This window comes from Paraburkholderia sp., assembly GCF_035656215.1.
GTDB lineage: Bacteria > Pseudomonadota > Gammaproteobacteria > Burkholderiales > Burkholderiaceae > Paraburkholderia.
In genome coordinates, this window is sequence record NZ_DASRSY010000437.1 from 1 (window position 1) to 26,653 (window position 26,653).

Sequence of the window (26,653 nt, forward strand, 5' to 3'; positions counted from 1 at the left end):
GATCTGGCCCGCGAAGAAGAGCCCGTTGATTACCTTGGTTTCCAGCGATGCCTTCAGCCCACGCGGATCGAAGTAGTCGTATTCGATCGCGTAACCCGGTCGCAGAATATGCGCATACTCCAAACCACGCATCGAGCGCACGAGTTCCAGTTGCACGTCGAACGGCAGGCTGGTGGAAATCCCATTGGGATAGAACTCGTTGGTCGTCAGCCCTTCCGGTTCGAGGAAGATCTGATGCGATTCCTTCGACGCGAATCGGTGAATCTTGTCCTCGATCGACGGGCAGTACCGCGGCCCCACCCCCTCGATCACGCCCGTGTACATCGGCGAGCGGTCCAGACCACCACGGATGATGTCGTGCGTACGCTCGTTCGTATGCGTCACCCAGCACGGCACTTGCCGCGGATGTTGTTCGACACGTCCGAGAAACGAGAAAACCGGCACCGGATCCAGATCGCCCGGTTGCTCCTCAAGCTTCGAGAAATCGATCGTCCGACCGTCGATGCGCGGCGGCGTCCCGGTCTTGAGGCGACCTTGCGGCAACTTCAATTCCTTGAGGCGCGCAGACAGCGACACCGCTGCCGGATCTCCGGCGCGGCCACCGGTGTAGTTGTTCAAGCCCACATGAATCTTGCCGTCAAGGAACGTCCCAGCCGTCAGCACAACCGCGCGCGAGCGGAAGCGAATCCCCACCTGCGTCACGGCACCGACGACACGGTCGCCTTCCACCATCAGATCGTCGACCGCCTGCTGGAACAGCCACAGGTGCGGCTGATTCTCCAGCCGATGCCGGATTGCCTGCTTATAGAGCAGACGGTCCGCCTGCGCGCGCGTTGCACGAACAGCAGGTCCCTTCGACGAATTGAGGATACGGAACTGGATCCCGCCCTCGTCCGTCGCGGCCGCCATCGCACCGCCGAGCGCATCGACTTCTTTCACCAGATGGCCCTTGCCAATCCCGCCAATGGACGGGTTGCAGCTCATCTGACCAAGGGTTTCGATGTTATGCGTCAGCAGGAGGGTCGTATTGCCCATGCGTGCCGAGGCCAAAGCGGCCTCAGTGCCGGCATGACCGCCGCCGACGACGATTACGTCAAATTCTGTGGGAAAAAGCATCGCGGATCTCACGCCAGATCGTCGCGTGAGCCTTTCAGAGGAAAATGTATGGGCGAATTATAACGGGTTCGGTTTAGGCCCGAATTTCGTCCGAATGGCCAGGCAACAAAAAAGCGGAGTGTTTCACGTGAAACACTCCGCTTTGAACCACAGCGAACTGAATGGAAGTGGAGAACTAAGCCACTTTCTTAGCCAGCCCCAGATATGTTTCGATCACGCGTGGATTCTGCGCCAGATCCGTCGCGGGCCCTTCCAGCGCCAGCTCACCGGTTTCAAGCACGTAACCGTAATCGGAAATCTGGAGCGCAGCGCGTGCGTTCTGCTCGATCAGCAGCGTCGCGACGCCGGTCTGCCGCAGCGCGCTAATGATGTGGAAAATTTCTTTCACGATCAGTGGTGCCAGACCCAGGCTCGGTTCGTCAAGCATGAGTAGATCGGGCTTGCCCATCAACGCACGGCCGACAGCGAGCATCTGCCGCTCCCCACCCGATAGCGTCCCCGCCGCCTGCTTCCTGCGTTCTTTCAAACGAGGAAAAAGCGTAAAGACCGGCTCGAGTTGATCGAGAAAGTCGCGCTCCCCTGCCCGCTTGCGCCGATATGCGCCGAGGACCAGATTGTCTTCAACGGTCATCGACGCGAACAGCTCGCGCTTTTCCGGCACCAGACACATGCCGCGCGCGACACGCTTTTCAACCGGCACCGCGCTGACGTCCTCCCCTTGATACAGGACCGAGCCTTTCGCATGGCCTGTAGTCGGCAATGCGCCCATGATCGCGTTCAGCAACGTAGACTTGCCCGCGCCGTTCGGACCAATCACCGAAACGATCTGCCCGGGCCGCACTTTGATTGCCGCGCCGTGCAGCGCCTCGACCTTGCCATAGCGGACCGACAGACCGTTCACGTCGAGAATTGGACCTGCTGCATTCATCGTGTTCTCCATCACTCAACCCCGCCCAGATAAGCTTCAAGCACAGCAGGGTCTTGCTGGACATCCTGCGGCAAGCCTTCCGCGATCCGCGTGCCGAACTCCATCACCACCAGACGATCGGTGAGATTCATCACGAAATCCATATCGTGCTCGACCAGCAGCACGCTCATGCCTTCGGCTTTGAGGCGGCGCAACAAATCCGCCAGTTGCAGCTTTTCCTGATAACGCAGACCGGCGGCAGGTTCATCCAGCAGCAGCAGGGTCGGGTCGCAAGACAACGCGCGAGCAATTTCGAGAATTCGCTGCTGTCCCAACGCCAGGCTACCCGCCTCGTCGTACATATGCTGTTCGAGTCCGACGCGACGAATCTGGCGAGCCGCTTCGGCCATCAAGCGCGCTTCTTCCGCGCCGTTCAGCCGCGCCACACTGCGCCACACACCGGCCTGGCCACGCAGATGCGCGCCGATCGCAACGTTCTCCAGCACCGTCATCCCGGGCAGCAGCTTGACGTGCTGGAAGGTGCGGCCAATGCCGCGCTTGACGATTTCACGTGAACTCAGCGAATCGATACGCTCGCCGCGAAACGTGATTTCGCCACTTGTCGCCTGCAGCACACCCGTGACCAGATTGAAGGTGGTCGACTTGCCGGCGCCATTCGGGCCGATCAAACCGATGATCTGCCCTGCTTTCACCTCGAAGCTGACATCGTTCACCGCGACCAGCCCGCCGAACTGCTTGCGTGCCTTATTCACAGTCAACAGGCTTTCGGCCGCCGCCGGCTTGCTGCGCTGCGGCAACGGCTCCGCGTGATCCGACAAATGTGCGCGTGGCCCCTTCGGGAAAAACCGCGCCACAAACGGCCAGACACCCTGGCGAGCGTATTGCAGCAACAGCACCATCAGAATGCCGAACACGATCACTTCGAAGTTACCGTTCTCGCCAAGCAACTTCGGCAGCAACGTTTGCAGATAGTCCTGCAAGATGGTCAGGATCGCTGCACCAAGCACTGCGCCCCAGACGTGCGAGACGCCACCCACCACTGCCATGAACAGAAACTCGATGCCGTGGTTCAGCCCGAACGGCGTCGGATTCACCGCGCGTTGCAAGTGCGCGTAAAGGAACCCCGAAATCGACGCCAATACCGCGGCATAGACGAAGATCACCACGCGCATCCATGCTGTGTTGACGCCCATCGCTTCGGCCATCATGCCGCCGCCGCGCAATGCGCGGATCGCCCGCCCCGGCCGGCTATTAAGCAGGTTTTGAACAGAGATCACCGCGCCGAGCACCACCACCCAGATCAGGTAATAGATATGGCGCCCCGACTCCAGGTTGATGCCCAAAACATTCAGCACTGGAATGCCGTTAATGCCGTCGTACTTGCCGAGCATCTCCAGGTTGCCGAACAGATAGAACAGCGCGAGCCCCCACGCGATCGTGCCAAGCGGTAGAAAGTGGCCCGATAGCCGCATCGTCACGAGCCCCAGCATCAGCGCGATCAATGCCGTCACCACCACGCCCGCGATCAGCGCGAGCCACGGCGACACGCCGTACGTCGTTGTCAGATACGCGGTTGCATACGCGCCGATGCCGACGAACGCCGCCTGGCCGAAGCTCGTCATCCCGCCGATACCCGTCAGCAGCACGAGACCGATCGCGACAATCGAATACAGGCCGATGTAGTTGAGCAGCGTCACCCAGTACTCAGGCACATGAATCGGATGCGGCAGCACCGGCAACGCAAACAGCACTACGAGGAACAACCAGAAGAACTTGTTTTGCATGATCCGTTTCATCGTGTCACTCCTCTCCCTCTTCCGAGTGCGGGCTGGCCAGACTTCGCCATAGCAGCACTGGGATGATCAGCGTGAACACGATCACTTCCTTATAAGCGCTCGCCCAGAACGACGAATACGACTCCAGCAGACCGACCAGGAGCGCTCCCGCCGCCGCCAGCGGATAGCTGACCAGGCCGCCGATAATCGCGCCTACGAAGCCCTTCAAACCCATCAGGAAGCCCGAGTCGTAGTAGATAGTGGTCAAGGGTGCGACGAGGATGCCGCACAGCGCACCGAGGCCCGCAGCAAGCGTGAACGCGAGGCGCCCTGCTTGCGTCGTGCCGATGCCGACGAGCTGCGCGCCAAGCCGGTTCACCGACGTCGCGCGCAAAGCCTTGCCGGAAATCGAGCGATCGAAGTACAGATACAGTCCACCAATCAGCACCACCGCCGTGCCCACCACCCACAGGCTTTGCCCGGAAATCGACAATGTGCCGAAGTTGAAGGTCGCATCGGAGAACGCCGTGGTGCGTGACCCTTCCGCGCCGAACATCACGAGCCCGAGGCCGACCATGGCGAAGTGCACCGCCACCGCTACGATCAGCAGCAGCAGCGTGGTCGCCTCCGCGATCGGCTCATACGCGAGCCGATAAACGAACGGCCCCATCGGAATCACGATCAGCAGCGTCAGCGCGATCTGCGCAAGCATCGGCAACGGCTGCAGGAAAACGCCTCGCGTGAGCGCGTAAACCGCGATCGGAAACAGCAGATATTTGCCGACCAGCATCACCAGCGTGCGCGCCGCATGCCGGCGCCGTTCGGGATGCCGCACCAGCCCCGCGATCTCGACGACAAAGCATGCCGCGCCCATTGCCATCAGCAACCAGCACGTCGCCGGAAATTTCTGTGTTTGCAATGCGGCGAGCGTCAGCGCGCCGTACGAAACAAACTCGCCCTGCGGGATAAAGATCACCCGCGTCACGGAGAACACCAGCACCAGCGCGAGCGCGAGCAGCGCGTAGATAGCGCCTGTGGTGATGCCGTCCTGCGCGAGGATCGCCGCAATTGATAGATCCATACTTCCTCGTCCTGAAGCGTCGAAATCGAAACCGGGAAACAGTCGTGGCGGCAGAACCTATGGCCGGTCACTGACCTGCAATGCCAGAAAAGGCGACCGCCGCGCCGGAACATGGCGCGGCGGTCGTTGCCATTGTCATCGAACAGAATGGCAATGCGGCATGACGTGCCGCAGGTTGCGCGAGAGGCGCGTACCGCTTTTGTTGTTAGTCGTTCTGCAACTTCCACTTGCCGTCGACGATCTGCACGATCACGCGTGCACGCTTGTCGAGGCCGTTGTGGTCGGTCGTCGTGGTGTTCATGATGCCGTGCGAGACCGGCAGCTCCTTGATGTTTTCAAGCGCGCTGCGCAGCGCCTCGCGGAACGCGGGCGTGCCCGGCTGATCGGTCTTCAGCGCCACCGGAATCGCAGCTTGCAGCATCTGGCCGGCATCCCATGCGTGACCGCCGAAGGTCGCCACCGAGCCCGCGCCATACGCTTTCTCATACGCTGCCTTGTACGCTTCCGACGACTTCTTCACCGGATTCGATTCCGGCAGCTGATCCGCCACGAGAATCGGGCCAGCCGGCAGGAACTCGCCTTCGCAATCCTTGCCGCAGACGCGCAGGAAATCGTTGTTGGCGACGCCGTGCGTCTGATAGACCTTGCCCTTGTAGCCGCGCTCCTTGAGCGTCTTGGCCGGGAGCGCCGAAGGCGTGCCCGCGCCCGCGATCAGCACCGCATCCGGGTTCGCGCCCATCGTCTTCAGCACCTGGCCGGTCACCGATGCATCGGTGCGGTTAAAGCGTTCGTTGGAGACGATCTTCAGATGGTGTGCCGCGGCCGCAGCGGTGAATACGTTGTTCCAGCCGTCGCCATACGCATCCGCGAAGCCGATGAAGCCAACCGTCTTCACGCCGTGACGCTCCATGTAGTCCGCGATTGCGTCAGCCATCAGGCTGTCGTTTTGCGGCGGTTTGAAGGCCCATGCGCGCTTCGCGTCCATCGGTGAAATGATCGCCGCCGATGCCGCTAGCGAGATGACCGGCGTCTTGCCTTCGGCCGCGGGGTCGAGCATCGCCAGCGAATTCGGCGTGACGGTCGAACCGATGATTGCGTCGACGTGGTCTTCGTCGATCAGCTTGCGCGTGTTCTGCACAGCCTTGCCGGTGTCCGATGCATCATCGAGGATGATGTATTGCACGGTCTTGCCGCCGATCTCTTTCGGCAGCAGCGCGATCGTGTTCTTTTCAGGAATTCCGAGCGATGCAGCCGGCCCCGTGGTGGATAGTGTGACGCCGATTTTCACCTGCGCGAAGGCGGCGCCCGCGCCGCACATCAACGCCATCGCGATACCGGTGCGTACCCATTGCTTTGTCTTTTTCATTGCAAGTCTCCAAACGCTTTGAAGCGCGTATCTGAATCCGGCTCACGGGCCGAGTGTCTGAATCTAGTTATAGGGTTCAGGCATGCCAAGCATGGTTTTCCCTGCTCAGCGGCAATGCCTTCGCCATTCTGGTGCTACTCCCTGCTGCGAACCACTACTGCGATTTCCTGTGCGCCAAACACTAACATGTTAGTAGTATTGCGTTCTGCATCATCCATGGTCAATAGACTGTCGCCCGAATGCGGGTTTGTCCTGAAACCGGCCGCTTTCGCAGCGCTTTGACCGCCTATCCTTCACTCGTTCAACGCACTTCACGCACCGCCATTCATCAAACGCGCGCAATAAAAAAGACGCGTCAACTGCACGCGCCTTGTTTAATGGAGTTCCGTATCACTTCGTCTCCGCTCAGTCGCCGGACAGCTTCCACTTGCCGCCGACATTCTCCACCATCACACGCGCCCGCTGGTCGAGGCCAGCGTGGTCGTTCGTGCTCATGTTGAAGATGCCTTGGGAAGTGGGCATGTCTCTAGTGCTTTCGGCCGCGACGTCGATCGTGGCCAGCAAGTTCGGCACGACGGTCGAGCCGATCAACGCATCCACGTGATCTTCGCTAGTGAGCTTGCGTGCGTTCTTGCCGGCCTGGGTCGAATCGGTGGCGTCGTTGAGCGCGATGTAGTCGATTTTCTGCCCTGCCACTTCTTTCGGTAGCAGCGCGATCGTGTTCTTTTCCGGAATACCAAGCGACGCAGCCGGCCCCGTTGTCGACACCGTGACGCCGATTTTCACGTCCGCGAATGCATGGCCGTTCCATGCCGCGGATACTCCGGTGGCTACCCATGCCGCGCTCATCCAACGCAGTGACGACTTCATCCCGCTCCTCTATCTACCCCGTTATTCATTTGAATTCAAATCCGCAGATTTTATTCACCGACCAATCGGTCGGTGAATGGCAAGTTTAGCGGACAAAAGCCTCGCGCTGCAAGCAATTTGCAGGATGGTAACGAGTGAAATCGGGAGTGAGTCGGTGAATAAAAAAGGGGCACCGAATTAGCAGAAAATTTGAATGGCGAATTACGAAAAGCACAAATAAAAAGCGCTGTTGGATATCAATCCAACAGCGCTTTCGTCTGGGCACTGAGTGCCTCATTGTCTCCTCGTTCTCCACCTGCAAAATTCGTGGTGCATCAGAACTGCATGAAGATTAAACGAGCACCTGGGTGACTACAACTAGCAATTACCCTAGTGGTGCACTGCGGCACAAATTTGGGGCATGCTTGGTGCAGCTTGGGTCGCAGGGGCGAATTGCGCACAATACAGGACCCCGCTCAACCGACTTCAAGGCCGCCGGATTATATCGGATGCCAAAGCAATTTAAAATCTGGCGCCGCTTCAGGCTCGCAATGGCCGCACGCGCGCGACGATCTCACCGACAATGCCGCGCCTGAACGCCAGCACACAGGCAATGAAAATCAGGCCCGTGACGATGGTCACCGATTCCCCCAGAGACCGGAACCATTCGACACCCGTCGACGCAGCCAGCGCCGTGCCGATATCACCGAGCCGGTCTTCGAGCGCAACAATCAGCGCGGCACCGAGCAGCGGCCCGAACAGGGTGCCCATGCCGCCGACGAGCGTCATCAGGATCACAAGGCCCGACATGGTCCAGTAGGCGTCACTCAGCGTCTCGAAGCCTTGCACCAGCACCTTGAGCGAGCCCGCCAGACCGGCGATCCCTGCGGACAGAATAAAAGCCAGCAGCTTGAAACGATCGGTGTCGTAACCGAGCGACACGGCGCGCGGCTCGTTCTCCTTGATCGCCACCAGCACCTGCCCAAACGGTGAATGCACGATCCGCACGATCAGCAGGAATGCCAGCACCATCAAGGCCAGCACGACAAAGTACAGCGTCACGTCCGACGACAGATCCAGCAAGCCGAACAGCTTGCCGCGCGGCACGCCTTGCAGACCGTCCTCACCGTGCGTAAACGGCGCCTGCAGGAACACGAAGTAGACCATTTGCGCGAGCGCCAGCGTCACCATCGCGAAGTAGATGCCCTGCCGGCGGATTGCGAACAGGCCGACCACCAGTCCGAGCAGCGTCGCCGCAGCAGTACCGGCCAGCACGCCGAGTTCCGGGGAAAAGCCGAGCGTCTGCATCGCATAGCCGGTAACGTAACCGGCCGAAGCGAGAAACATCGCGTGACCGAACGAGAGCAAGCCCGTGTAGCCGATCAGCAGATTGAAGGCCGCGGCGAACAACGCGAAGCACAGCACCTTCATGACGAATAGCGGATAGATGCCGAGCACGGGCACCGCGAGAAGCGCGATCAGCAGCAGACCGTAGAGCAATTTTCTCTGCATCATTTTTCCTTGCCGAAGAGGCCCGCCGGGCGCACCAGCAACACGAGCGCCATAATCACGAAGACGACGGTCGCCGACGCTTCCGGGTAAAACACGCGCGTCAGCCCTTCGATCACGCCTAGCATCAGGCCGGTGAGAATCGAGCCCATGATCGAACCCATGCCGCCGATCACAACCACCGCGAACACGGTGATGATCATCGGCTGGCCCATCAACGGCGAAACTTGAATCACAGGCGCGGCGAGCACCCCGGCGAATGCCGCCAGTGCGACGCCAAAGCCGTACGTGAGCGTGATCATCAACGGTACGTTGACGCCGAACGCCTCGACCAGCTTCGGGTTTTCGGTGCCCGCGCGCAGATACGCGCCGAGGCGCGTCTTCTCGATCACGAACCACGTCGCGAAGCAGACCACGAGCGACGCCACCACCACCCACGCGCGATAGTTCGGCAGGTACATGAAGCCGAGATTGGTCGCGCCAGAAAGTGCCGACGGCACGTCGTACGGCTGGCCGGAGGAACCATAGGCCGAACGGAACACGCCTTCGACAACCAGCGTGAGTCCAAAGGTGAGCAGCAGCCCATAAAGGTGATCGAGCTTGTACAGCCAGCGTAGCATCGAGCGCTCGATCACGATGCCGAACACGCCGACGATCAGCGGCGCGAGCACCAGCATCACCCAGTACGGCAGACCGAAATACGACAGACCCATCCACGCGAGCATCGCGCCGAGCATGAACAACGCGCCATGCGCGAAGTTGATCACGTTGAGCAAGCCGAAGATCACAGCCAGACCCAGGCTCAGAATCGCGTAGAACGAGCCGTTCACGAGCCCCAGCAGCAACTGGCTCAGCATTGCCGGTAGCGGAACGCCAAAGATTTCCATTGAAGCCTTAATCCCTTAAGCCATCGCCCAGGTGAGATCGGTTACGCACGATCCAGCCGGCGTGCGATCGGCGAGCCATTCACCGATCGCACGCGGTATATGAAACGGTTTCCGCCCGGCTGTGTACCATCAAAGTGTTCTGTGTCGCCCGTCAGGACGGGCACACAGACGGTTTTCTGGTTATCAACCTGCGCTTATTTCCACAACGCGCAGCGCGTCTGCGCCTTGGTCGTGAACGCCTGCTCGCCAGGGATCGTCGCCATGATCTTGTAGTAGTCCCACGGCTCTTTGGATTCGGCCGGCGTCTTCACCTGCATCAGGTACATGTCATGGATCATGCTGCCGTCCTGACGGATGTAGCCCTTCGCATAGAAGTCGTCGATCTTCGTTTTCCGCAGTTGCGCCATCACCTTGTCGGTGTCGGTTGAGCCGACCGCTTTGACCGCGTTCAGATAGGTCATGGTCGCCGAGTAGTCAGCCGCTTGCAGGCTCGACGGCATCTTCTTCATCTTGTCGAAGTAGCGCTGCGCCCACTTACGCGTGGCGGCGTCCTTGTTCCAGTACCAGCTGTCGGTCAGCACGAGACCTTGCGTGGTTTCCAGACCCAGACTGTGCACGTCGTCGATGAACATCAGCAGCGCAGCCAGCTTCATCGTCTTGGTCAGGCCGAATTCCTTCGCGGCCTTGATCGAGTTGACCGTGTCGCCGCCAGCATTCGCGAGGCCGAGAATCTGCGCCTTCGAAGCCTGAGCCTGCAACAGGAACGACGAGAAATCCGAGGCCGACAGCGGTGCCCGCACCGCGCCCAGCACCTGACCCCCATTCGCTTTCACGACGTCTGAAGTCGCTTTTTCCAGCGCCTTGCCGAAAGCGTAGTCAGCCGTCAGGAAGTACCACGTCTTGCCGCCCTGTTTGGTCACCGCCGAACCCGTGCCGTTAGCCAGCGCCGTGGTGTCGTACGCGTAGTGAATCGTGTACGGCGTGCATTGCTCGTTGGTGAGCGTGTCGGCGCCGGCGCCGACGTTGATGTAGACCTTGTGCTTCTCGCCCGCCACCGTGTTCATCGCCAGACCGGTCGCCGAATTCGTGCCGCCGATCAGCATATCGACGCCGTCACGGTCGAACCATTCACGCGCCCGCGAGGAGGCAATATCCGCCTTGTTCTGGTGATCCGCGTAGACCAGCGTAATCGGCTTGCCGTTGACCTTGCCGCCGAAATCGGCGATTGCCATGCGGATCGCTTCGAGGCCGCCCTGGCCGTCGATGTCCGCGTACAGACCCGACAGATCGGTGATGAAGCCGATCTTCACCGCATCGTCAGCCGCTTGCGCGCTGCTCATCGTCAACGCGGCGCCGGCGGCAACTGCGAAACATAGTGTGGCAAGCCGCGCGAGTGGGTTCTTTTTCATTCCTGTCTCCTTGTTTCTTCACTTGTGGTTATCAGAGGCAATAGGACGCTTTTTATACGCCCAGTAGGTCGTGCAGTACTGGCATCTTGCTTTCGAGCTCAGCGGCCTCGAAGTGCTCCACGATCGCACCGTGCTCCATTACGTAGAAGCGATCGGCGAGTGGCGCGGCAAAGCGGAAATTCTGTTCGACCATCACGACCGTGTAGCCGCGTGCCTTGAGGGTCATGATCATGCGGGCGAGCGCTTGCACGATCACGGGCGCAAGACCTTCCGAGATTTCGTCGAGCAACAGCAAACTCGCGCCGGTGCGCAGAATGCGCGCGACGGCCAGCATCTGCTGCTCGCCACCCGAGAGCCGCGTGCCCTGGCTCATGCGGCGTTCCTGCAGATTCGGAAACATCGAATAGATTTCTTCGAGCGACATCATGTGCGCCTTGTCGCCGACGGGCGGCGGCAACATCAGATTTTCCTCACACGAGAGGCTCGAAAAAATCCCACGCTCTTCTGGGCAATAACCGATGCCGCAATGAGCGATGCGATGCGTGGGCAAGTTGATGGTTTCGCGTCCGTCGATGCGGATCGAACCGGTGCGGCGTCCGGTGAGACCCATGATCGCGCGCAGCGTCGTGGTACGGCCCGCGCCGTTGCGGCCGAGCAGCGTCACAACTTCACCGCGGTTCACCGTCAGATCGACACCATGCAGAATGTGGGACTCCCCGTACCACGCCTGCAACCCCGCAATCTCCAGCGCGGGTGCGCCGCCAGCCGTGCCACTTACTTCAAGGCTTTCGCGCTCGGCAATCGTATTCATGCGTGGACTCCGGCGAGTGCCGCGTCTGCGCTACCTATATAGGCTTGCATCACGAGCGGGTTCTTCGACAATTCGGCAATCGTATTCATGCGTGGGCTCCGGCGAGTGCCGCGTCTGCGCTGCCCATGTAGGCTTGCATCACGAGCGGGTTCTTCGACACCTCGGCGTAGCTGCCTTCGGCGAGCACTTCGCCCCGTTGCAGCACGGTGATGGTGTCGGAGATGCCGGCGATCACGTTCATGTTGTGCTCGACCATCAGGATCGTGCGGCCGCTCGATACTTTCTTGATCAGGGCGGTGACGCGATCGACGTCTTCATGGCCCATGCCTTGCGTCGGCTCGTCGAGCAGCATCAACTCGGGCTCCATCGCGAGTGTGGTGGCGATTTCCAGCGCGCGTTTGCGGCCGTAGGACAGTTCTACCGTGAGCACGTCCGCGAAATCGGTCAGTCCGACCTGGGTGAGCAAGTCCATCGCGCGATCGTCGAGTTGGTGCAGCGTACGTTCGCTCTTCCAGAAGTGAAATGCCGTGCCGAGCACCCGCTGCAAGCCAATACGCACGTTCTGTAATGCGGTCAGATGCGGAAAAACCGCCGATATCTGAAACGACCGGATGATGCCGCGACGGGCGATTTGCGCCGGGCGTTCATTGGTGATGTCGATCCCGTTGAAGACGATCTGGCCCGCTGTCGGTTCGAGGAATTTGGTAAGCAGGTTAAAGCAGGTGGTCTTGCCTGCCCCATTGGGGCCGATCAGCGCATGGATCGAGCCACGACGCACGCGCAGGTTCACCCCGTTCACGGCGATAAAGCCTTTGAACTCCCGGGTGAGGCCGCGCGTTTCGAGAATCGTATCGCCGAGAATCATGTTCCCTTCCATACGGAGTAAGGCGAAGCATTACGATTTTCCGCGCGAACGGCTGCGCGGCTTTTACGACGAGGGCACCCCGTGCCGCTCGGTGGCGTGCTGCACCAATCCGGACGGTAATCCATGGGGCGGCACGCAGCATGGCTGCCATTGTCGCGCCAATGATGCAGCGCATTCATCGGGATTTGCACTTAGTGGATGACGACTGTCTGAGGCAGGCGTAAGCCACGCTCGAGGGTGCTCGAGTGGTACTTGGCCCTTGCTCGGGACGGCCCTGAGGGATACTCGACCGGTGCTTCGATCTTGCTCGAAGCATGCCGGCGGAAGTCCGAGGCACGCCCCGCGCGCCTCGGCTGCCACTGTCACATTGCGTGTCACACAGCCGACATGGACGGCGCAGCGCTCGACTGAACCGCAACGCTGCCGCCCTCGCGTGCGCGGCGGTCTTCGCGAATCATGTCGCTGGCGCGTTCGGCGATCATCAGCGTCGGCGAATTAGTATTGCCCGAGGTGATAAACGGCATGACCGACGCATCGACCACACGCAAACCGTCAACCCCGATAACCCGTAGGCGGTTATCGACTACCGCGCCAGGATCGTCGGCGGTGCCCATACGGCAGGTGCCGACCGGATGAAAGATGGTGGTACCGACGGCACCCGCAGCCTGCTGAAGTTCTTCTTCGGTCTGGTACTGGATACCGGGCAGAATCTCTTGCGGCCGATAGGGCGCGAGCGCCGGTGCTGCGGCAATGCGGCGAGTGAGACGCAATGCGTTGGCGGCGACGTGCCGGTCGTAATCGGTGGACAGGTAATTCGGTGCGATCAATGGTGGCGCTGAAGCATCGGCTGATTCGATGTGAATGCTGCCGCGCGAGGTCGGCCGCAACTGGCACACCGACGCGGTGAACGCATTGAAGCAATGCAACGGTTCACCGAAGCGATCGAGCGAGAGCGGCTGCACGTGATACTCGAGGTCGGGGCGCGTGAGCGAGCGATCGTCCGGATCGGATTTGGCGAACGCGCCGAGTTGCGATGGCGACATCGACATGGGGCCGCTTTGAAACAGCGCGTACTGCATGCCGATCATCAGCTTGCCCCACCAATGCGCGGAGGCGGTATTGAGCGTGCGCACCCCATCGACTTTATACGCCATCCGCAATTGCAAATGGTCCTGCAGATTTTCACCGACGCCGCGCAGATCTCTCACGACCTCGATGCCGAGATTCTGCAGACTTGCACCATTGCCGATGCCGGAGAGTTCGAGCAATTGCGGCGAGTTGACTGCGCCAGAACTGAGGATCACTTCACAACGGGCTTTGGCGAGATAGTCGGTGTTGTCGCCGCGATATTCGACACCTGTGCAGCGGCGACCTTCGAACACGACGCGCTGGGTGTGCGCACCGGTGATGACGGTGAGATTAGGACGCTTGAGCGCCGGGCGCAAGAATGCTTTCGACGCGTTCCAACGGATACCGCGTTTCTGATTGACGTCGAAGTAACCGACACCGGTGTTGTCTCCGCGATTGAAGTCGTCGGTGGCCGGTATGCCGGCTTGTTGCGCGGCATGTGAAAACTCTTCGAGGATCTTCCATTTCAGGCGTTGCTTTTCAACGCGCCATGGACCGCCTGCTCCATGCGATTCAGACGCGCCGGCGTAGTGGTCTTCGCTGCGTTTGAAGATGGGGAGGACGGCGCTCCATGACCAGGAGGTGTCATTGGTGACGCGGGCCCATTCGTCGTAGTCCTCGCGCTGGCCGCGCATGTAGATCATGCCGTTGATCGATGAGCTGCCGCCTAATACTCTGCCTCGTGGGTATGAGAGGGAGCGGCCGTTCAGGCCGGGTTCTGATTGGGTTTTGTAGAGCCAATCCGTGCGAGGATTGCCAATGCAGTAGAGGTAGCCTACCGGCACGTGGATCCAGTGGTAGTCGTCTTTGCCGCCGGCTTCTAGCAGTAGGACTTGTATTTCTGGATCTTCCGATAGGCGGTTGGCCAGCACGCAACCTGCCGTGCCGGCGCCTACTATGATGTAGTCGAATTCGCCTTCCAGGCAGCGGGTCGCCAGTGGCGTTTTTTCGGTGTTGCTCATTTGTTTAGTCTCCTAAGCTTTTTTGCCTCCGCGGCGCTCGTTTCAGTGTGCCTACGGCGTTGGCCTTTCCTTGAATTCTTATTGGTTTATTAGCGTCGCCCCTGTGCGGGGCAGGCACCTACTTTTCTTTGCCTGCTGCAAAGAAAAGTAGGCAAAAGAAAGCAGCTCACACCGCTAATTCTTAAGCGGGTCCCTCGCGCAGTTGCGGTAGTGGTGCATCTGGAATCTGTGTTCCCGCACATTCCGCCCCTGTGACAAGGCCGTCATACCTCCGGCGGCGCTGCGCGCGCCGAAGCGCACTTCATAGAACCGACCGCCGCGCTTTCGCACTCGCGCTCCATTCGGCACCCCGCCGAGGCGAAGCCGATGGCCCCACCGCGCCTCAACGGAGCCCGGGATTTCCCATGCAGACCCATCCGCGACGCACGCAGTGCGAAGTGGGAGCCGACGACTCCTTTGTCACTTACGCCGAATGTGCGAGGGCACGGATTCCAGATGCACCACTGCCCCCTCCAAGCCAAGGGAGCCGCTTATGAGCTAGCGGGGTGAGCCGCTTTCTTTGCTTATCTTTCTTTGCGGCGGCAAAGAAAGTAAGTGCCTGCCCCGCACAGGGGCGAACGCTAATAAACCAATAACAAAACAAGAAAAGGCCAACGCCGCAGGCACACAGAAACAACCACCGCAAAGGCAAATCAAATCAAGCAAACCCCAACGCCACAGGCACACAAACCAAGCGCCGCGCAGGCAAAAAAACAAACCTACTTCGCCACTGGCATAGTGAACTCAGCCCCCTTCCCGATGCTATCCGGCCACCGCTGCATAATGCTCTTATAGCGAGTGTAAAACCGCACACCCTCCTCCCCATAGGCATGGTGATCACCAAAAAGAGACCGCTTCCATCCACCAAAAGAATGCCAAGCCATCGGCACAGGAATCGGCACATTAATCCCCACCATCCCAATCTGGATCTGCCGCGAAAAAGCCCGAGCCACACCGCCATCGGAGGTAAGCAACGCCACCCCATTAGCAAACTCGTTAGCGTTAATCAGCTCAACCGCAGAAGCAAAATCCGGCACCCGCACAACACACAGCACCGGACCAAAAATCTCTTCACGGTAAATCTTCATATCGGTCGAGACATCATCGAACAACGTGCCGCCGAGAAAGAACCCCTTCTCATGCCCGGCCACCTGATGGCCACGCCCATCGACTACCAGCTTCGCACCAGCAGCAACGCCGGCATCAATGTAACCCGCTACTTTTTCGCGATGCACCGCTGTCACCAACGGCCCCATCTCTGCTTCCGGTTCCATGCCGTTCAGAATCTTCAGGCTCTTTACTCGCGGCGTCAGCCGTTCGATCAGTTCGTCGGCGATATGCCCCACTGCAACAGCCACCGAAATCGCCATGCAACGCTCGCCCGCCGAACCATACGCCGCGCCGATCAGCGCATCGACAGCCTGATCGAGATCCGCGTCCGGCATCACCACCAGGTGATTCTTCGCACCGCCCAAAGCCTGCACGCGCTTGCCGTGCTTCGTGCCTTCCGTATAGATGTACTCGGCAATCGGCGTCGAACCGACAAACGACAACGCGCTCACCTCCGGATGCACGAGCAACGCATCGACCGCCACCTTGTCGCCATGCACGACGTTGAACACGCCATCCGGCAAACCCGCCTCTTTGAACAGTTCAGCCAATCGAATCGAGGCGGACGGATCACGCTCTGACGGCTTCAACACAAACGTGTTGCCGCAGGCGATCGCCACCGGAAACATCCAGCACGGCACCATCATCGGGAAATTGAACGGCGTAATGCCGGCCACCACGCCCAGCGCCTGACGCAAATTCCAGTTGTCGATGCCGCCGCCGATCTGGTCGGTGAAATCGGTCTTCAGCAGGTTCGGAATGCCGCACGCGAACTCGACGACCTCGATGCCGCGCATCACCTCGCCCTTCGCATCAGAAAACACCTTGCCGTGCTCGCGGGTAATCAACTCCGCCAGTTCGTCATGGTGACGGTCGAGCAATTCTTTGAACTTGAACAGCACGCGCGCCCGCTTGATCGGCGCGGTTTCGCTCCATGCAGGAAAAGCTGCATGGGCGGCGGCGACCGCCGCGTCTACTTCAGCGACGCTCGCCAGCGGCACGCGCGCGCTCACGCTGCCAAGCGCGGGATTGAAGACGTCGCCGAAGCGGCCGCTCGTGCCGTCGATCGTCTTGCCGTTAATGAAATGGGTCAGCACGCGTGCGCTCGCCTCGCTCCGGACGGTCTCGTCCTGATATGTCTCGCTCATCTTCCTGTCCTCTTCCTGTGAATGTCTTCCGCCCATCGCAACCGGCGTGATAAACGCAAGCGTACGGCGCTTCGAGGTGACAAATCCAATGAGTAATGCTCAACTGCGCTATAAGCCGGGCTAATATCAGGATATGGATCTGACTCTGCTACGGGCGTTCGTCACCGTCGCACGCGAGGGCAACCTCACGCGTGCCGCGGTGCAGCTTCACCTGACCCAACCTGCCGTCAGCCTGCAAATCAAGCATTTGCAGGAGACGCTCGGCGTGACGCTGTTCACGCGGACTTCGCACGGGCTTTCGCTGACACGCGACGGCCAGGCCCTGCTGCCCCATGCCGAACGTGCGCTGGGCGCCGCGAGCGACGTGCATCGCGCGGCGGCGGCGCTGCGCCACGAAGTGCGCGGCCGATTGCGGATCGGCACGATTCTCGACCCGGCTTTTCTGCGCCTGGGCGGCTTTCTCAAGCAACTGGTGGAAACCTGGCCGCACATCGAAACAGCCTTGCGCCACGGTATGTCGGGCTGGGTGCTGGAGCAGGTTCGCGCGGGGGAACTGGATGTGGGCTACTACATCGGCCTGCCGTCTGATGACGATACCCGCGACGGCGCTGCCTTTCACGCCGTCACGCTCACGCATTTCCAGTACCGCGTGCTGGCCCCGGCGGGCTGGAAAGATCGCGTGAAAGGCGCGCGCGACTGGCGTTCGCTCGCCGCATTACCGTGGATCTGGACGCCACCCGCGTCCGCGCACAACAGATTGTTGACGCGCTGCTTTGGTGAGGCCGGCGTAAAACCGGTTAAGGTGGCCGAAGTGGATCAGGAGCCGTCGATGCTCGATCTGGTCAAGTCAGGCGTCGGTCTAACGCTCGCGCGCGACGCCACCGCGATCGCCGAAGCTCATGCGCACGCGTTGACCATCGTCGAAGGCGTCACCGTGCCGACCCAGCTCAGCTTTATCACGCTGGCGCAACGCAAGGATGAACCGACGATCGCCGCCGCGTTGAAGCTGATCGAGCAGCAATGGGCGACATGAGTGCGGCATGAAGACGCACCTAGGGGCAAAACGAGAGCGATATGAGCCACTCTCATGACAGCCGGGTAGCGTTCGGGCCGGCCGATAGGTATCTCACTGACTGCCTCATCAGGGCAACATCCCTAGCGGTCCCTGCCGATCGCGGTCGCCGATCGCCATGCGTTGCTGGTCAGCGCTAGTAGCTCTCGCAAGTCACATTGGCAGGCCGTCCTCTTCGATCCCCTCATCTGAAACGACGCTGTCACGCGCTTTTTGTTAGATTGGGGGTTCGCGCTCACGCGCCGGCCCCGCGTCGTTTTTTCCGTCTGACTTTGTCCTTCCCGGCAGCTTCGCCCCGGCAACACCGGAAGCTGCCGACCACGCCATCCTTCGACAGGAGCCTGACATGGCACGCAACATTGAAATCAAAGCCCGCGCCAAGCATTTCGAACAACTGCGCGAACGCGCCGCGAAGCTCGCACCGGACGCGCCACTGATCTTTCGCCAGCAGGACTTTTTCTACGACGTGCCGCGTGGCCGCCTGAAGCTGCGCCAGTTCGACGACGGCACGCCGGCCGAACTGATTTTCTATCAGCGCGACGACCGCGACGGCCCGAAGGCGTCGTACTACACGCGCAGCCCGGTGACGAACCCTGAAGCGATGCACGCGCTGCTCGCCACGGCGCTGACCACGCGTGGCATCGTCACGAAGGAACGTCACGTCTATCTGACGGGCCGTACGCGGATTCATCTGGATCGGGTCGATGGTCTCGGCGACTTCGTCGAGCTCGAAGTCCTGCTGGCTCAGGACGACGACGAAGAAAGCGGTCACGCCGAAGCACACGCGATGTTCGCGACCCTCGGCGTGCCGGAATCGGATCTGGTGGCGGTGGCTTACGTCGATTTGCTGAGCCCGGACAGCGAACCGAAGCAGGCTGCGTAAAACTTAAGCATCACGGGTCGCGGCGACATCAATCCTGGAACGGCGACCCTAAAAACCTCGAACACCAGAAAGGCCAGGAAGGCGCCGCATCAAGCGGCGGCCGCCCCCGGCGACAAATGGCCGAGTGGCAACGGTCCATTGCGCTTGAACGTGGTCAACACGATATTGGAGCGCACGCTGTCGACGCCCGGCACACGCATCAACTTCTTCATCACGAACGTCGAGAGATAATTCAGATCGGGCGCGACGATGCGCAGCAAATAATCGGCGTCGCCGACCACAGCGTGACATTCCAGTACTTCCGGTAGCACCTCGATCTGTTGCTGGAATTGCTCGATGATCGAATCGCCGTGGTGCTTCAACTTCAGACTGGTAAAAGCCGTTACGCCAAGTCCGAGTTTTTCCGGCCGCAGCACGACACGATAACCGTCCACCACACCGACCTGCTCCAACCGCTGCAAGCGCCGTCCAATCTGCGACGGTGACAGCGGCACCTGCTCAGCCAGTTGCTGATGCGTGGCCCGGCCGAAGCGCTGAAGAACGTCCAGCAGCGCGAGATCGAAGTGATCGAGTTCTAGCATGATCGATATCCGCATTAAATCTGACATTGATGCACGATTATTGCATATTGATACGCCGCAACGCCATCATTGCGCCCTTTCCGCACGCCTGCCGCTCTACACTTGCATCACCGTTTCAACTCGCAGACACCGTAGAGCGCGCAGCAATATGTCCACAGCCAACACCGCCAAACTCAAAGAGCAATTCGACGCCGGCCTCGAAACCCGCGCCGATTTCACGATCGACCAGCCGACCGAACGATATGGCGCAGTCGACCACGCTGTGTGGCAACAGCTTTATGCACGCCAGACCGCGTTACTCAAGGGCCGCGTGTGCGATGAATTTCTGGCAGGCGTCGACCGTATCGGCATGCCACCCGACCGCGTGCCCTCCTTCGACGAAATCAACGCGAAACTGACGCCCGCAACGGGCTGGCAAATCGTCGCCGTGCCCGGACTCGTGCCCGACCAGGTGTTCTTCGAGCATCTGGCGAACCGCCGCTTTCCTGTGACATGGTGGATGCGCCGTCCGGACCAGATCGATTATCTGCAGGAGCCGGACTGTTTTCACGATCTGTTCGGTCACGTACCGCTGCTGATCAATCCCGTGTTCGCGGACTATATGCACGCGTACGGCCGCGCCGCGCTCGCCGCCAATGATGCTGGTGCCTTGCCGCTGCTCGCGCGGCTCTATTGGTACACAGTCGAGTTCGGCCTGATCCGCGACGCGGCGAGTCCCAACGGCGTGAAGATCTACGGCGCGGGCATCGTGTCGAGTAAAGGCGAGACGCTTTACAGTCAGCAAAGCGCGGCGCCGAACCGGCTCGGCTTCGATCTCGAACGCGTGATGCGCACGCGCTACCGCATCGACACGTTCCAGAAAACCTACTTCGTGATCGACGACTTTGCGCAATTGTTCGGCGTCGCGCAAACCGATTTCGCGCCGCTGCTGGCAAAGCTGGCTGCGGAACCGACATCCGCGGCCGGCGACGTGCTCGACCACGATCGCGTCATCACGCGCGGCTCGCGGGAGGGCTGGCAAGCCGACGGCGATATCTGACAACACAGCCTGAACAGGCCGACAGCAGGCTGATGGCATCCGTGAAAAAATAGCGGATGCGCACGCCCACCGGCGCGCCTGTTCAGATCAACGAGGTAGCACCATGATTAACAAACTGACTTCCGAAGAACGCGCCACGCAGGTTGCGGAACTGCACGGCTGGCAAGCCGTGGCGGGCCGCGACGCGATCCAGCGCCACTTCAAATTCGCCGACTTCAACGAAGCATTCGGCTTCATGACGCGTGTGGCGATCAAGGCGCAGGAGATGGACCACCACCCGGAATGGTTCAACGTGTACAACAAGGTGGAGATCACACTGTCGACGCACGAAGCCAATGGCTTAACTGAGCGGGACATCAAACTGGCTCGATTTATCGACAGTATTACTGCTTGATACAGACGATCAGGTGCCTTGACGCACCCTGGATCGAACAATCTGGCGGCAATGAAAGGGCAATGCAGGCAATCTGGCGCTCAAACCTTCAGTTCTACAGGCTATTATTAAGGCGCACGTAAGAATCCCACGCAAGCCTTGCAATCCCGTCTAAACGATCCGGCGATAGCGTGTGCTGACGCTGTACAATCATCAGCGCATACGGCTTGGAGAGCGCGCTTGCCTCCTTGCACAGAACGAGTTCGTCGCCGCTCGAAGGTGAGCGGGCGCGCCAGAAGTTGATCGCGGCTTCCAGTTCGTGAATCGTTATCTCGGACATGACTTCGTGATTGCTCGGTGGCCGCTTTATGGCTACTTCATGGCTGCTCGATAGCTGCTTCGTGGCCGCTTTGTGCCAGTTCGGCACGGCCACGCCGCACGTTACCTGTGCAGCAGGCGCCCCGGCGAACCGCTTGCCCAAACGCCTAAAACCATTGTACTTGAGCGAAATCCATGCGACTCCTTCTGATCGAAGATGACCGCCCCATCGCACGCGGCATCCAAAGTAGTCTCGAACAAGCCGGCTTCACCGTCGACATGGTCCATGACGGCATTTTCGCCGAACAGGCCCTTACCCAAAACCGCCATGAACTGGTGATCCTCGATCTGGGCCTGCCCGGTATCGACGGCATGACGCTGCTCGCGCGCTTCCGTCAGAGCAATCGTCATACGCCGGTGATCATCCTCACCGCGCGCGACGAGTTGAACGACCGCGTACAAGGCCTGAATTCCGGCGCGGACGACTACATGCTAAAGCCGTTCGAACCCACCGAACTCGAAGCGCGCATTCGCGCCGTGATGCGCCGCAGCGGCCCGCACGGCGATATGCCGCGTCCGGAAGTGTCGCTGGGTGGTGTGCGTCTGTCGGGCGTCGATCGCCGCATTTTCAACGACGACAAGCCGCTCGAACTGTCGCCGCGCGAATTCGCGGTGCTCGAAATGCTGCTGCTGCGCCACGGCCGTGTAGTGAGCAAGGCCCAGCTGCAAGACCACCTGACGCACTTCGGCGGCGATCTCGGCGACACCGCGATCGAAGTCTATGTGCACCGGGTGCGTAAAAAGCTCGAAAACTGCCGTGTCGAAATCGTCACGGTGCGCGGCTTCGGTTATCTGTTGCAGGAAATCCGCCAGGCCGCATAATCGTCGCAAGGGCCGCAATCTGTATTGCGGCCTGACGGCGCCGGGCCGGCGCCGCGCACTCGGTGCGCAATTCGCCGGCACCCGGCGAATTTTCACGGCGCCACGGCGCTTTACGCCGTTGCCTCTTTCCCGCGCGTTCGATCATATGCCCCAGCCGGCCGCCAATAGTCTGCGCCGCACGCTGCTGCGGCGTCTCGCTGCCCCCCTTTCGCTGCTCGCGCTGATGAGCGGCCTGATCGCTTACTGGCTGGCATGGCAGTACACGCAGCATGTGGTCGACCGGTCGCTCGCCGATCTCGCCGCCGCAATCTCCAAACAGATCCAGATTGCCGGGCCGAATGCGCGCGTCACGGTGCCGCCACTCGCGCAGGCCATGTTCTCCGATCCGGTCGAGCAACTCGTCTATCGAATCAGCAATGGCGAAACCGAAATCGCCGGCGACCACAATCTGCCGCTGCAAGGCACCAGCGTACGGCGTATGCACTATGCGTACGTCTTTGAAACCCAACACGAAGGCGTGACGGTACGCGTGGCACAGGTGCGCGTCGATCAGCCGAGCGGCAATCCAATCGTCGTCGAAGTGGGTCAGCCGGTCCATCACCGTTTTCGCATCGCCGCCGAGTTTCTGGTCGCGATCATGATGCCGCTGCTGTTGCTGCTGCTGGCGGGCTGGGTGATCGTGTGGCGCGTGGTCAACCAGCAGCTCAATCCACTGACCGATCTCGCTGACTCGCTGAACCGGCAAACCCACACGTCGCTCGAGCCGGTGGACGAAACCTATGTGCCGGTTGAAATCCGGCCGCTCACCGGCGCGCTGAACGCACTGCTCGGTCGTCTGAAAACCGCGCTCGACGGCCAGCGCAAATTTATCGCTGACGCCGCGCATCAGCTGCGCACCCCGCTCACCGCCGTCAAACTGCATGCCGAACAGGCAGCGGTCGCGCGTGACCCGCAGCAAACGCTTGCCGCGGTCCGTGAGCTGCGCGCAGCGGCCGATCGCGCCGTGCGGCTGTCGAACCAGTTGCTTTCGCTTGCCCGCGCGGAGCCGGGCGAACAGGCGGCACGTTTCGTCAACGTGGATATGTCCGCACTCGCTTTCGATACGGGTGCGGAATGGGTGCCGCGTGCGTTGACTTTCCACGTCGACCTCGGCTTCCAGCGTCTCGACGACCCCGCCAACAATCACCCGCTGATGGCGCGCGGCAATCCGGTGCTGCTGCACGAAGTGATCGCCAATCTGCTGGATAACGCGCTCAAGTACGTGCCGCCGTCGCGCTTCGATGGCGGTCGCATCACCGTGACGGTGTCGCAAACCGTGATCGACGATCTGCGCATGGCCGAGATCATCGTCGAAGACAATGGGCCGGGCGTGCCGCCCACGCAGCAAGCCGATCTGTTCAAACGGTTCTTTCGCGGCGACGGTCAGACCGACGCCGGTGTGGACAGCGGTGCAGGTCTCGGTCTCGCGATCGTTCACGACATCATGGTGCTGCATCACGGCAGCGTGCATTACGAAGATGCGCCGGAAGGCGGTGCGCGCTTTATCGTGCGTATTCCGCTGGTGCCGAGCAGCGTTCAGTACGACGTCGGTCCCGAGGTGCTGCGCCCGGCAAAAAAATCGGCGCACTCGGCGCCGATCGATATGTGACGCCGCGGTCGCTCAATGCCCCGCCACGGGCTGCCTTGAGTTCGCTTATGTTCAACTCAGGCAGCCTGCTTCATTTCTTCTTCGCTTTTTTCGCCTTCTTCACCGTCTTGTCAGACCCGGAAGCGCCCTTCCCCTTCTCTTTCTCCGGCGGAGCCAGCATCGTGCCGCGGCACTTGCGCGCGCCGCAACGGCATTCGTATTCCTTCTTGAGCTTCCTGGTCTGGCGCTCGTCGATGACGAGGCCATAGTCGTAAAAGACTTCCTCACCTTCGGCGATATCGCGCAGGGCGTGCACGTACACGTGCCCGTCGATCTCTTCGGCTTCGCAGTTCGGCGCGCATGAATGGTTGATCCAGCGCGCGCTGTTGCCGTCCACTTTGCCGTCGATCACCTTGCCGCTGTCGAGCGCGAAATAGAATGTGTGATTCGGTTCGTCCGGATTGTGCGGATGACGACGCAACGCTTCTTTCCAGGAGATCCGCTCACCCTTGTATTCGATCAGCCGCTCGCCGGCCGCAATCGGCTCGATGGCAAACACGCCTTTGCCGTGCACACCCGAACGGCGCACGGCGATCCTGCGTGAACTCATTGAATGAATCCTTGTGAAGAACTGGGGGTGAAGATCCGGCAGCCGCCAGAAATGCCCGCGTGTAACGCGCTGCTTTTTCTGACGCGGATAGCAAACGCGGCGCTTTGCGAGCGCCGCGTCTACTTGCGACGCTCATGCGCCACATCCGGCATCCTACACGCTCAAGACGGCTTCGTTCAACCGTCAAAAAGACGTGCGCGCACAGGACTCACTGGCAAGTTCACCGTTGTCCGAATGAAATCTCGCCGAAGAGTGCCTTTTGCTCGCGCGGTTGTGAACGCCAGTACTGCGGCGGCGCTTCGACCGTCGCGCCGAGTTGCGCCGCGGCATGCCACGGCCAACGCGGGTTGTACAGCAACGCGCGGGCCAGCGCGATCAGGTCGGCATCACCCGCTTCGATGAGCTGTTCGGCATGCAGCGGATCGGTAATCAGGCCCACGCCGATGGTAACGAGGCCGGTTGCCTGTTTGACGGCCCTCGCGAACGGAATCTGATAGCCCGGCTCAAGCGGAATCCTTTGCAACGGCGAGACACCGCCGGACGACACGTCGATCCAGTCGCAGCCGCGCTTTTTCAACTCCTGCGCGAACGTGATCGTGTCCTCAAGCGTCCAGCCGCCTTCGACCCAGTCGGTCGCCGAGACACGCACGCCAACCGGTTTGTCGGCAGGAAACGCGGCGCGCACGATATCGAAGATTTCGAGCGGAAAGCGCATGCGGTTTTCGAGCGAACCGCCGTAGTCGTCGCTGCGTTGATTGGCGACCGGTGACAGGAACTGATGCAGCAGATAGCCGTGTGCTGCGTGCACTTCCAGTGCATCGATGCCAAGGCGAGCGGCGCGACGCGCGGAAGCCGCGAACGCTTCGCGAATCCGGTTCAATGCGGGCGTATCCAGGGCCAAAGGCGGCTCTTCGCCAGCTTTGTGCGGCAACGCCGACGGCGCATGCGGCAGCCAGCCGCCTTGCGAAACCGGAATCAGCTGACCGCCTTCCCAAGGCGTCTGACTCGACGCCTTGCGTCCTGCATGCGACAACTGCATCGCCACACGAACGTGCGAATGCTTGCGAATCGCGGCCAGGACCGGCACGAGTGCGGCTTCGGTGGCGTCGTCCCACAGTCCGAGATCGCCCGGCGTGATGCGGCCATCCGGTTCGACAGAGGTCGCTTCGATGCACAACATGCCGGCGCCGGCTAACGCGAGACTGCCAAGATGGATCATGTGCCACGCCGTAGCCTCGCCACGTTCGGCGGAATACTGGCACATCGGGGACACGACGATACGGTTGGGAAGCGTCACGCTACGCAGCGTGAGCGGGGAAAAAAGCGCGCTCATGGATTACGCCCAGTAAAAACCCGAGAGCGGACGAGCATAGCACCGCAGGTGATTGTCTGCAGGCGCGTGCAGATCAGGGTTTCGGTTCGACCTGATCGAGCCACTCGCCGAACATCCGGCGCGCGGCGGCTTCCAGTGCAGGACCGAACTGCGCGGTCTCGGCCCGTAACTGACGCGCATCGATACCGTGGCCGGCAATCTCACCGGCGTTGCCGATCAGCCAGGGTTCGAAACGGTCAGCGCGAATCTCCGGATGACATTGCAGACCCAGCACATGACCGCCCCAGGCGAACGCCTGGTTTTCGCACGCAGGGGTCGAAGCGAGGCGTGTAGCGTTGTCAGGCAGATCGAAGGTGTCGCCGTGCCAATGCAGCATCGACGTGTGCGCGCCGTCCAGATGACGCACTGGCGATGCACGGCCTGCATCGGTGAGCGTAAGCGGTGTCCAGCCGAGTTCGGTATGGCCTGCGGGATAGACGCGAGCACCAAGCGCACGTGCGATCAATTGCGCGCCGAGGCAGATGCCGAGGGTCGGCAAACCAGCGGCAATACGCTTTTCGAGCAGGGAGAGCAACGGAACGAGCGTCGGGTAAAGCGCGTCGTCGGTTGCACTGATCGGACCGCCGAGTACGACCATGAGCGATGCGGCAACTGGGTCCGGCGCTTCGATACGGGCAAAGCCGACATCGAGATAGCGCACCGGGCGACCCCGTTCGCCGAGTTCCAGTTCAAGACTGCCCAGATCCTCGAAGTGCACATGGCGAATGGCCAGAACTTCGTGATTCATCAGCCTGTCCCACCTTCAGGTTGACTAAAGACTTGCCGCTACACGGCGTGAGCCGGCCAGCAGGCGGCAATCGCCGCCCGCCGGAACACGGCATGGCAGTGTAGCGGATTGTCCCAGGAGAAGCCGCCTTATTGGGCGAAGATCTTCCAGGTCTTCTTCTGGGTG

At 60.7% G+C, this 26,653-nt stretch carries 24 protein-coding genes; 6 read left to right on the forward strand and 18 right to left on the reverse strand.

Features of this window, described 5'->3' with window-relative positions:
- The 13 genes from mnmG to VFE81_RS25700 all read right to left on the reverse strand — a co-directional run.
- On the reverse strand, nt 1-1,116 hold a 1,116-nt coding region (gene mnmG / locus VFE81_RS25635), incomplete at its 3' end, for a tRNA uridine-5-carboxymethylaminomethyl(34) synthesis enzyme MnmG (protein WP_325047261.1).
- 175 nt (nt 1,117-1,291) lie between these two features.
- Complete coding sequence (locus VFE81_RS25640) at nt 1,292-2,044, reverse strand: ABC transporter ATP-binding protein (RefSeq protein ID WP_325047262.1); 753 nt, start codon at nt 2,042-2,044, stop codon at nt 1,292-1,294.
- Between the two features lie 11 nt (nt 2,045-2,055).
- Nucleotides 2,056-3,840 (reverse strand): branched-chain amino acid ABC transporter ATP-binding protein/permease, encoded by a 1,785-nt coding sequence (locus tag VFE81_RS25645; protein ID WP_325047263.1) that lies wholly within the window; start codon nt 3,838-3,840, stop codon nt 2,056-2,058.
- Nucleotides 3,841-3,844: 4 nt separating this feature from the next.
- A complete protein-coding gene (locus VFE81_RS25650; RefSeq protein ID WP_325047264.1) occupies nt 3,845-4,900 on the reverse strand; it encodes a branched-chain amino acid ABC transporter permease in 1,056 nt (351 codons plus the stop codon).
- A 205-nt stretch (nt 4,901-5,105) separates the two neighbouring features.
- On the reverse strand, nt 5,106-6,266 hold the full coding sequence (locus VFE81_RS25655) for an ABC transporter substrate-binding protein (RefSeq protein ID WP_325047265.1): 1,161 nt from the start codon (nt 6,264-6,266) through the stop codon (nt 5,106-5,108).
- A gap of 405 nt (nt 6,267-6,671) precedes the next feature.
- The gene (locus tag VFE81_RS25660; protein WP_325047266.1) at nt 6,672-7,136 is read right to left on the reverse strand and encodes an ABC transporter substrate-binding protein; all 465 of its coding nucleotides are present in this window, start codon (nt 7,134-7,136) and stop codon (nt 6,672-6,674) included.
- Nucleotides 7,137-7,655: 519 nt separating this feature from the next.
- Nucleotides 7,656-8,627, reverse strand: a complete 972-nt coding sequence (locus tag VFE81_RS25665; protein WP_325047279.1) for a branched-chain amino acid ABC transporter permease — start codon at nt 8,625-8,627, stop codon at nt 7,656-7,658.
- The gene (locus VFE81_RS25670) at nt 8,627-9,511 is read right to left on the reverse strand and encodes a branched-chain amino acid ABC transporter permease (protein WP_325047267.1); all 885 of its coding nucleotides are present in this window, start codon (nt 9,509-9,511) and stop codon (nt 8,627-8,629) included. Before VFE81_RS25670 ends, VFE81_RS25665 begins: the two co-directional genes overlap by 1 nt.
- Nucleotides 9,512-9,705: 194 nt before the next feature.
- Nucleotides 9,706-10,920, reverse strand: a complete 1,215-nt coding sequence (locus VFE81_RS25675) for an ABC transporter substrate-binding protein (RefSeq protein ID WP_325047268.1) — start codon at nt 10,918-10,920, stop codon at nt 9,706-9,708.
- A 52-nt stretch (nt 10,921-10,972) separates the two neighbouring features.
- Nucleotides 10,973-11,731, reverse strand: coding sequence for an ABC transporter ATP-binding protein (locus VFE81_RS25680; protein ID WP_325047269.1), 759 nt, complete (start codon nt 11,729-11,731; stop codon nt 10,973-10,975).
- Between the two features lie 85 nt (nt 11,732-11,816).
- Nucleotides 11,817-12,596 carry an ABC transporter ATP-binding protein gene (locus VFE81_RS25690; protein WP_028198418.1) on the reverse strand — a complete coding sequence of 260 codons (780 nt, stop codon included), beginning with the start codon at nt 12,594-12,596 and terminating at the stop codon, nt 11,817-11,819.
- Between the two features lie 374 nt (nt 12,597-12,970).
- Nucleotides 12,971-14,686: a GMC family oxidoreductase gene (locus VFE81_RS25695; protein WP_325047270.1), complete on the reverse strand. Its 1,716-nt coding sequence runs from the start codon at nt 14,684-14,686 to the stop codon at nt 12,971-12,973.
- 758 nt (nt 14,687-15,444) lie between these two features.
- Nucleotides 15,445-16,983, reverse strand: a complete 1,539-nt coding sequence (locus tag VFE81_RS25700) for a CoA-acylating methylmalonate-semialdehyde dehydrogenase (RefSeq protein ID WP_325047271.1) — start codon at nt 16,981-16,983, stop codon at nt 15,445-15,447.
- A gap of 133 nt (nt 16,984-17,116) precedes the next feature.
- Between VFE81_RS25700 and VFE81_RS25705 the strand changes: the two genes are divergently transcribed.
- Both VFE81_RS25705 and VFE81_RS25710 read left to right on the forward strand, forming a co-directional pair.
- On the forward strand, nt 17,117-18,016 hold the full coding sequence (locus tag VFE81_RS25705) for a LysR family transcriptional regulator (protein WP_325047272.1): 900 nt from the start codon (nt 17,117-17,119) through the stop codon (nt 18,014-18,016).
- A gap of 385 nt (nt 18,017-18,401) precedes the next feature.
- Nucleotides 18,402-18,938, forward strand: a complete 537-nt coding sequence (locus VFE81_RS25710; protein ID WP_325047273.1) for a class IV adenylate cyclase — start codon at nt 18,402-18,404, stop codon at nt 18,936-18,938.
- Between the two features lie 89 nt (nt 18,939-19,027).
- Here the strand turns inward: VFE81_RS25710 and VFE81_RS25715 are convergent, their stop codons facing one another.
- Entirely contained in the window at nt 19,028-19,519 is a 492-nt protein-coding gene (locus VFE81_RS25715) for an Lrp/AsnC family transcriptional regulator (protein ID WP_054042727.1), read from the reverse strand.
- 148 nt (nt 19,520-19,667) lie between these two features.
- Here VFE81_RS25715 and phhA point away from each other — a divergent pair, with 148 nt between their 5' ends.
- Both phhA and VFE81_RS25725 read left to right on the forward strand, forming a co-directional pair.
- Nucleotides 19,668-20,558, forward strand: coding sequence for a phenylalanine 4-monooxygenase (phhA, locus tag VFE81_RS25720; RefSeq protein WP_325047274.1), 891 nt, complete (start codon nt 19,668-19,670; stop codon nt 20,556-20,558).
- 49 nt (nt 20,559-20,607) lie between these two features.
- On the forward strand, nt 20,608-20,952 hold the full coding sequence (locus VFE81_RS25725; RefSeq protein ID WP_325047280.1) for a 4a-hydroxytetrahydrobiopterin dehydratase: 345 nt from the start codon (nt 20,608-20,610) through the stop codon (nt 20,950-20,952).
- Between the two features lie 94 nt (nt 20,953-21,046).
- Here the strand turns inward: VFE81_RS25725 and VFE81_RS25730 are convergent, their stop codons facing one another.
- Complete coding sequence (locus tag VFE81_RS25730; RefSeq protein WP_325047281.1) at nt 21,047-21,271, reverse strand: DUF3717 domain-containing protein; 225 nt, start codon at nt 21,269-21,271, stop codon at nt 21,047-21,049.
- Between the two features lie 173 nt (nt 21,272-21,444).
- Between VFE81_RS25730 and VFE81_RS25735 the strand changes: the two genes are divergently transcribed.
- Both VFE81_RS25735 and VFE81_RS25740 read left to right on the forward strand, forming a co-directional pair.
- Nucleotides 21,445-22,131 (forward strand): response regulator transcription factor, encoded by a 687-nt coding sequence (locus VFE81_RS25735; RefSeq protein ID WP_028197606.1) that lies wholly within the window; start codon nt 21,445-21,447, stop codon nt 22,129-22,131.
- Between the two features lie 145 nt (nt 22,132-22,276).
- The gene (locus tag VFE81_RS25740; protein ID WP_325047275.1) at nt 22,277-23,779 is read left to right on the forward strand and encodes a sensor histidine kinase; all 1,503 of its coding nucleotides are present in this window, start codon (nt 22,277-22,279) and stop codon (nt 23,777-23,779) included.
- Between the two features lie 70 nt (nt 23,780-23,849).
- Here the strand turns inward: VFE81_RS25740 and VFE81_RS25745 are convergent, their stop codons facing one another.
- The 3 genes from VFE81_RS25745 to VFE81_RS25755 all read right to left on the reverse strand — a co-directional run bounded on the left by VFE81_RS25745 (nt 23,850) and on the right by VFE81_RS25755 (nt 26,488).
- On the reverse strand, nt 23,850-24,368 hold the full coding sequence (locus VFE81_RS25745; protein WP_325047276.1) for an SET domain-containing protein: 519 nt from the start codon (nt 24,366-24,368) through the stop codon (nt 23,850-23,852).
- Nucleotides 24,369-24,588: 220 nt separating this feature from the next.
- The gene (locus VFE81_RS25750) at nt 24,589-25,701 is read right to left on the reverse strand and encodes an NADH:flavin oxidoreductase/NADH oxidase (protein ID WP_325047277.1); all 1,113 of its coding nucleotides are present in this window, start codon (nt 25,699-25,701) and stop codon (nt 24,589-24,591) included.
- A gap of 73 nt (nt 25,702-25,774) precedes the next feature.
- On the reverse strand, nt 25,775-26,488 hold the full coding sequence (locus VFE81_RS25755; RefSeq protein WP_325047278.1) for a glutamine amidotransferase: 714 nt from the start codon (nt 26,486-26,488) through the stop codon (nt 25,775-25,777).
- Nucleotides 26,489-26,653: the final 165 nt, after the last annotated feature.

What these genes read in the sequence shown, in the direction of transcription:
- VFE81_RS25640 (WP_325047262.1), bottom strand. Translation starts at nt 2,044, where the DNA reads ATGAATGCAGCAGGTCCAATTCTCGACGTGAACGGTCTGTCGGTCCGC.
- VFE81_RS25645 (WP_325047263.1), bottom strand. Translation starts at nt 3,840, where the DNA reads ATGAAACGGATCATGCAAAACAAGTTCTTCTGGTTGTTCCTCGTAGTG.
- VFE81_RS25650 (WP_325047264.1), bottom strand. Translation starts at nt 4,900, where the DNA reads ATGGATCTATCAATTGCGGCGATCCTCGCGCAGGACGGCATCACCACA.
- VFE81_RS25655 (WP_325047265.1), bottom strand. Translation starts at nt 6,266, where the DNA reads ATGAAAAAGACAAAGCAATGGGTACGCACCGGTATCGCGATGGCGTTG.
- VFE81_RS25660 (WP_325047266.1), bottom strand. Translation starts at nt 7,136, where the DNA reads ATGAAGTCGTCACTGCGTTGGATGAGCGCGGCATGGGTAGCCACCGGA.
- VFE81_RS25665 (WP_325047279.1), bottom strand. Translation starts at nt 8,627, where the DNA reads ATGCAGAGAAAATTGCTCTACGGTCTGCTGCTGATCGCGCTTCTCGCG.
- VFE81_RS25670 (WP_325047267.1), bottom strand. Translation starts at nt 9,511, where the DNA reads ATGGAAATCTTTGGCGTTCCGCTACCGGCAATGCTGAGCCAGTTGCTG.
- VFE81_RS25675 (WP_325047268.1), bottom strand. Translation starts at nt 10,920, where the DNA reads ATGAAAAAGAACCCACTCGCGCGGCTTGCCACACTATGTTTCGCAGTT.
- VFE81_RS25680 (WP_325047269.1), bottom strand. Translation starts at nt 11,731, where the DNA reads ATGAATACGATTGCCGAGCGCGAAAGCCTTGAAGTAAGTGGCACGGCT.
- VFE81_RS25690 (WP_028198418.1), bottom strand. Translation starts at nt 12,596, where the DNA reads ATGATTCTCGGCGATACGATTCTCGAAACGCGCGGCCTCACCCGGGAG.
- VFE81_RS25695 (WP_325047270.1), bottom strand. Translation starts at nt 14,686, where the DNA reads ATGAGCAACACCGAAAAAACGCCACTGGCGACCCGCTGCCTGGAAGGC.
- VFE81_RS25700 (WP_325047271.1), bottom strand. Translation starts at nt 16,983, where the DNA reads ATGAGCGAGACATATCAGGACGAGACCGTCCGGAGCGAGGCGAGCGCA.
- VFE81_RS25705 (WP_325047272.1), top strand. Translation starts at nt 17,117, where the DNA reads ATGGATCTGACTCTGCTACGGGCGTTCGTCACCGTCGCACGCGAGGGC.
- VFE81_RS25710 (WP_325047273.1), top strand. Translation starts at nt 18,402, where the DNA reads ATGGCACGCAACATTGAAATCAAAGCCCGCGCCAAGCATTTCGAACAA.
- VFE81_RS25715 (WP_054042727.1), bottom strand. Translation starts at nt 19,519, where the DNA reads ATGCTAGAACTCGATCACTTCGATCTCGCGCTGCTGGACGTTCTTCAG.
- phhA (WP_325047274.1), top strand. Translation starts at nt 19,668, where the DNA reads ATGTCCACAGCCAACACCGCCAAACTCAAAGAGCAATTCGACGCCGGC.
- VFE81_RS25730 (WP_325047281.1), bottom strand. Translation starts at nt 21,271, where the DNA reads ATGTCCGAGATAACGATTCACGAACTGGAAGCCGCGATCAACTTCTGG.
- VFE81_RS25735 (WP_028197606.1), top strand. Translation starts at nt 21,445, where the DNA reads ATGCGACTCCTTCTGATCGAAGATGACCGCCCCATCGCACGCGGCATC.
- VFE81_RS25740 (WP_325047275.1), top strand. Translation starts at nt 22,277, where the DNA reads ATGCCCCAGCCGGCCGCCAATAGTCTGCGCCGCACGCTGCTGCGGCGT.
- VFE81_RS25745 (WP_325047276.1), bottom strand. Translation starts at nt 24,368, where the DNA reads ATGAGTTCACGCAGGATCGCCGTGCGCCGTTCGGGTGTGCACGGCAAA.
- VFE81_RS25750 (WP_325047277.1), bottom strand. Translation starts at nt 25,701, where the DNA reads ATGAGCGCGCTTTTTTCCCCGCTCACGCTGCGTAGCGTGACGCTTCCC.
- VFE81_RS25755 (WP_325047278.1), bottom strand. Translation starts at nt 26,488, where the DNA reads ATGAATCACGAAGTTCTGGCCATTCGCCATGTGCACTTCGAGGATCTG.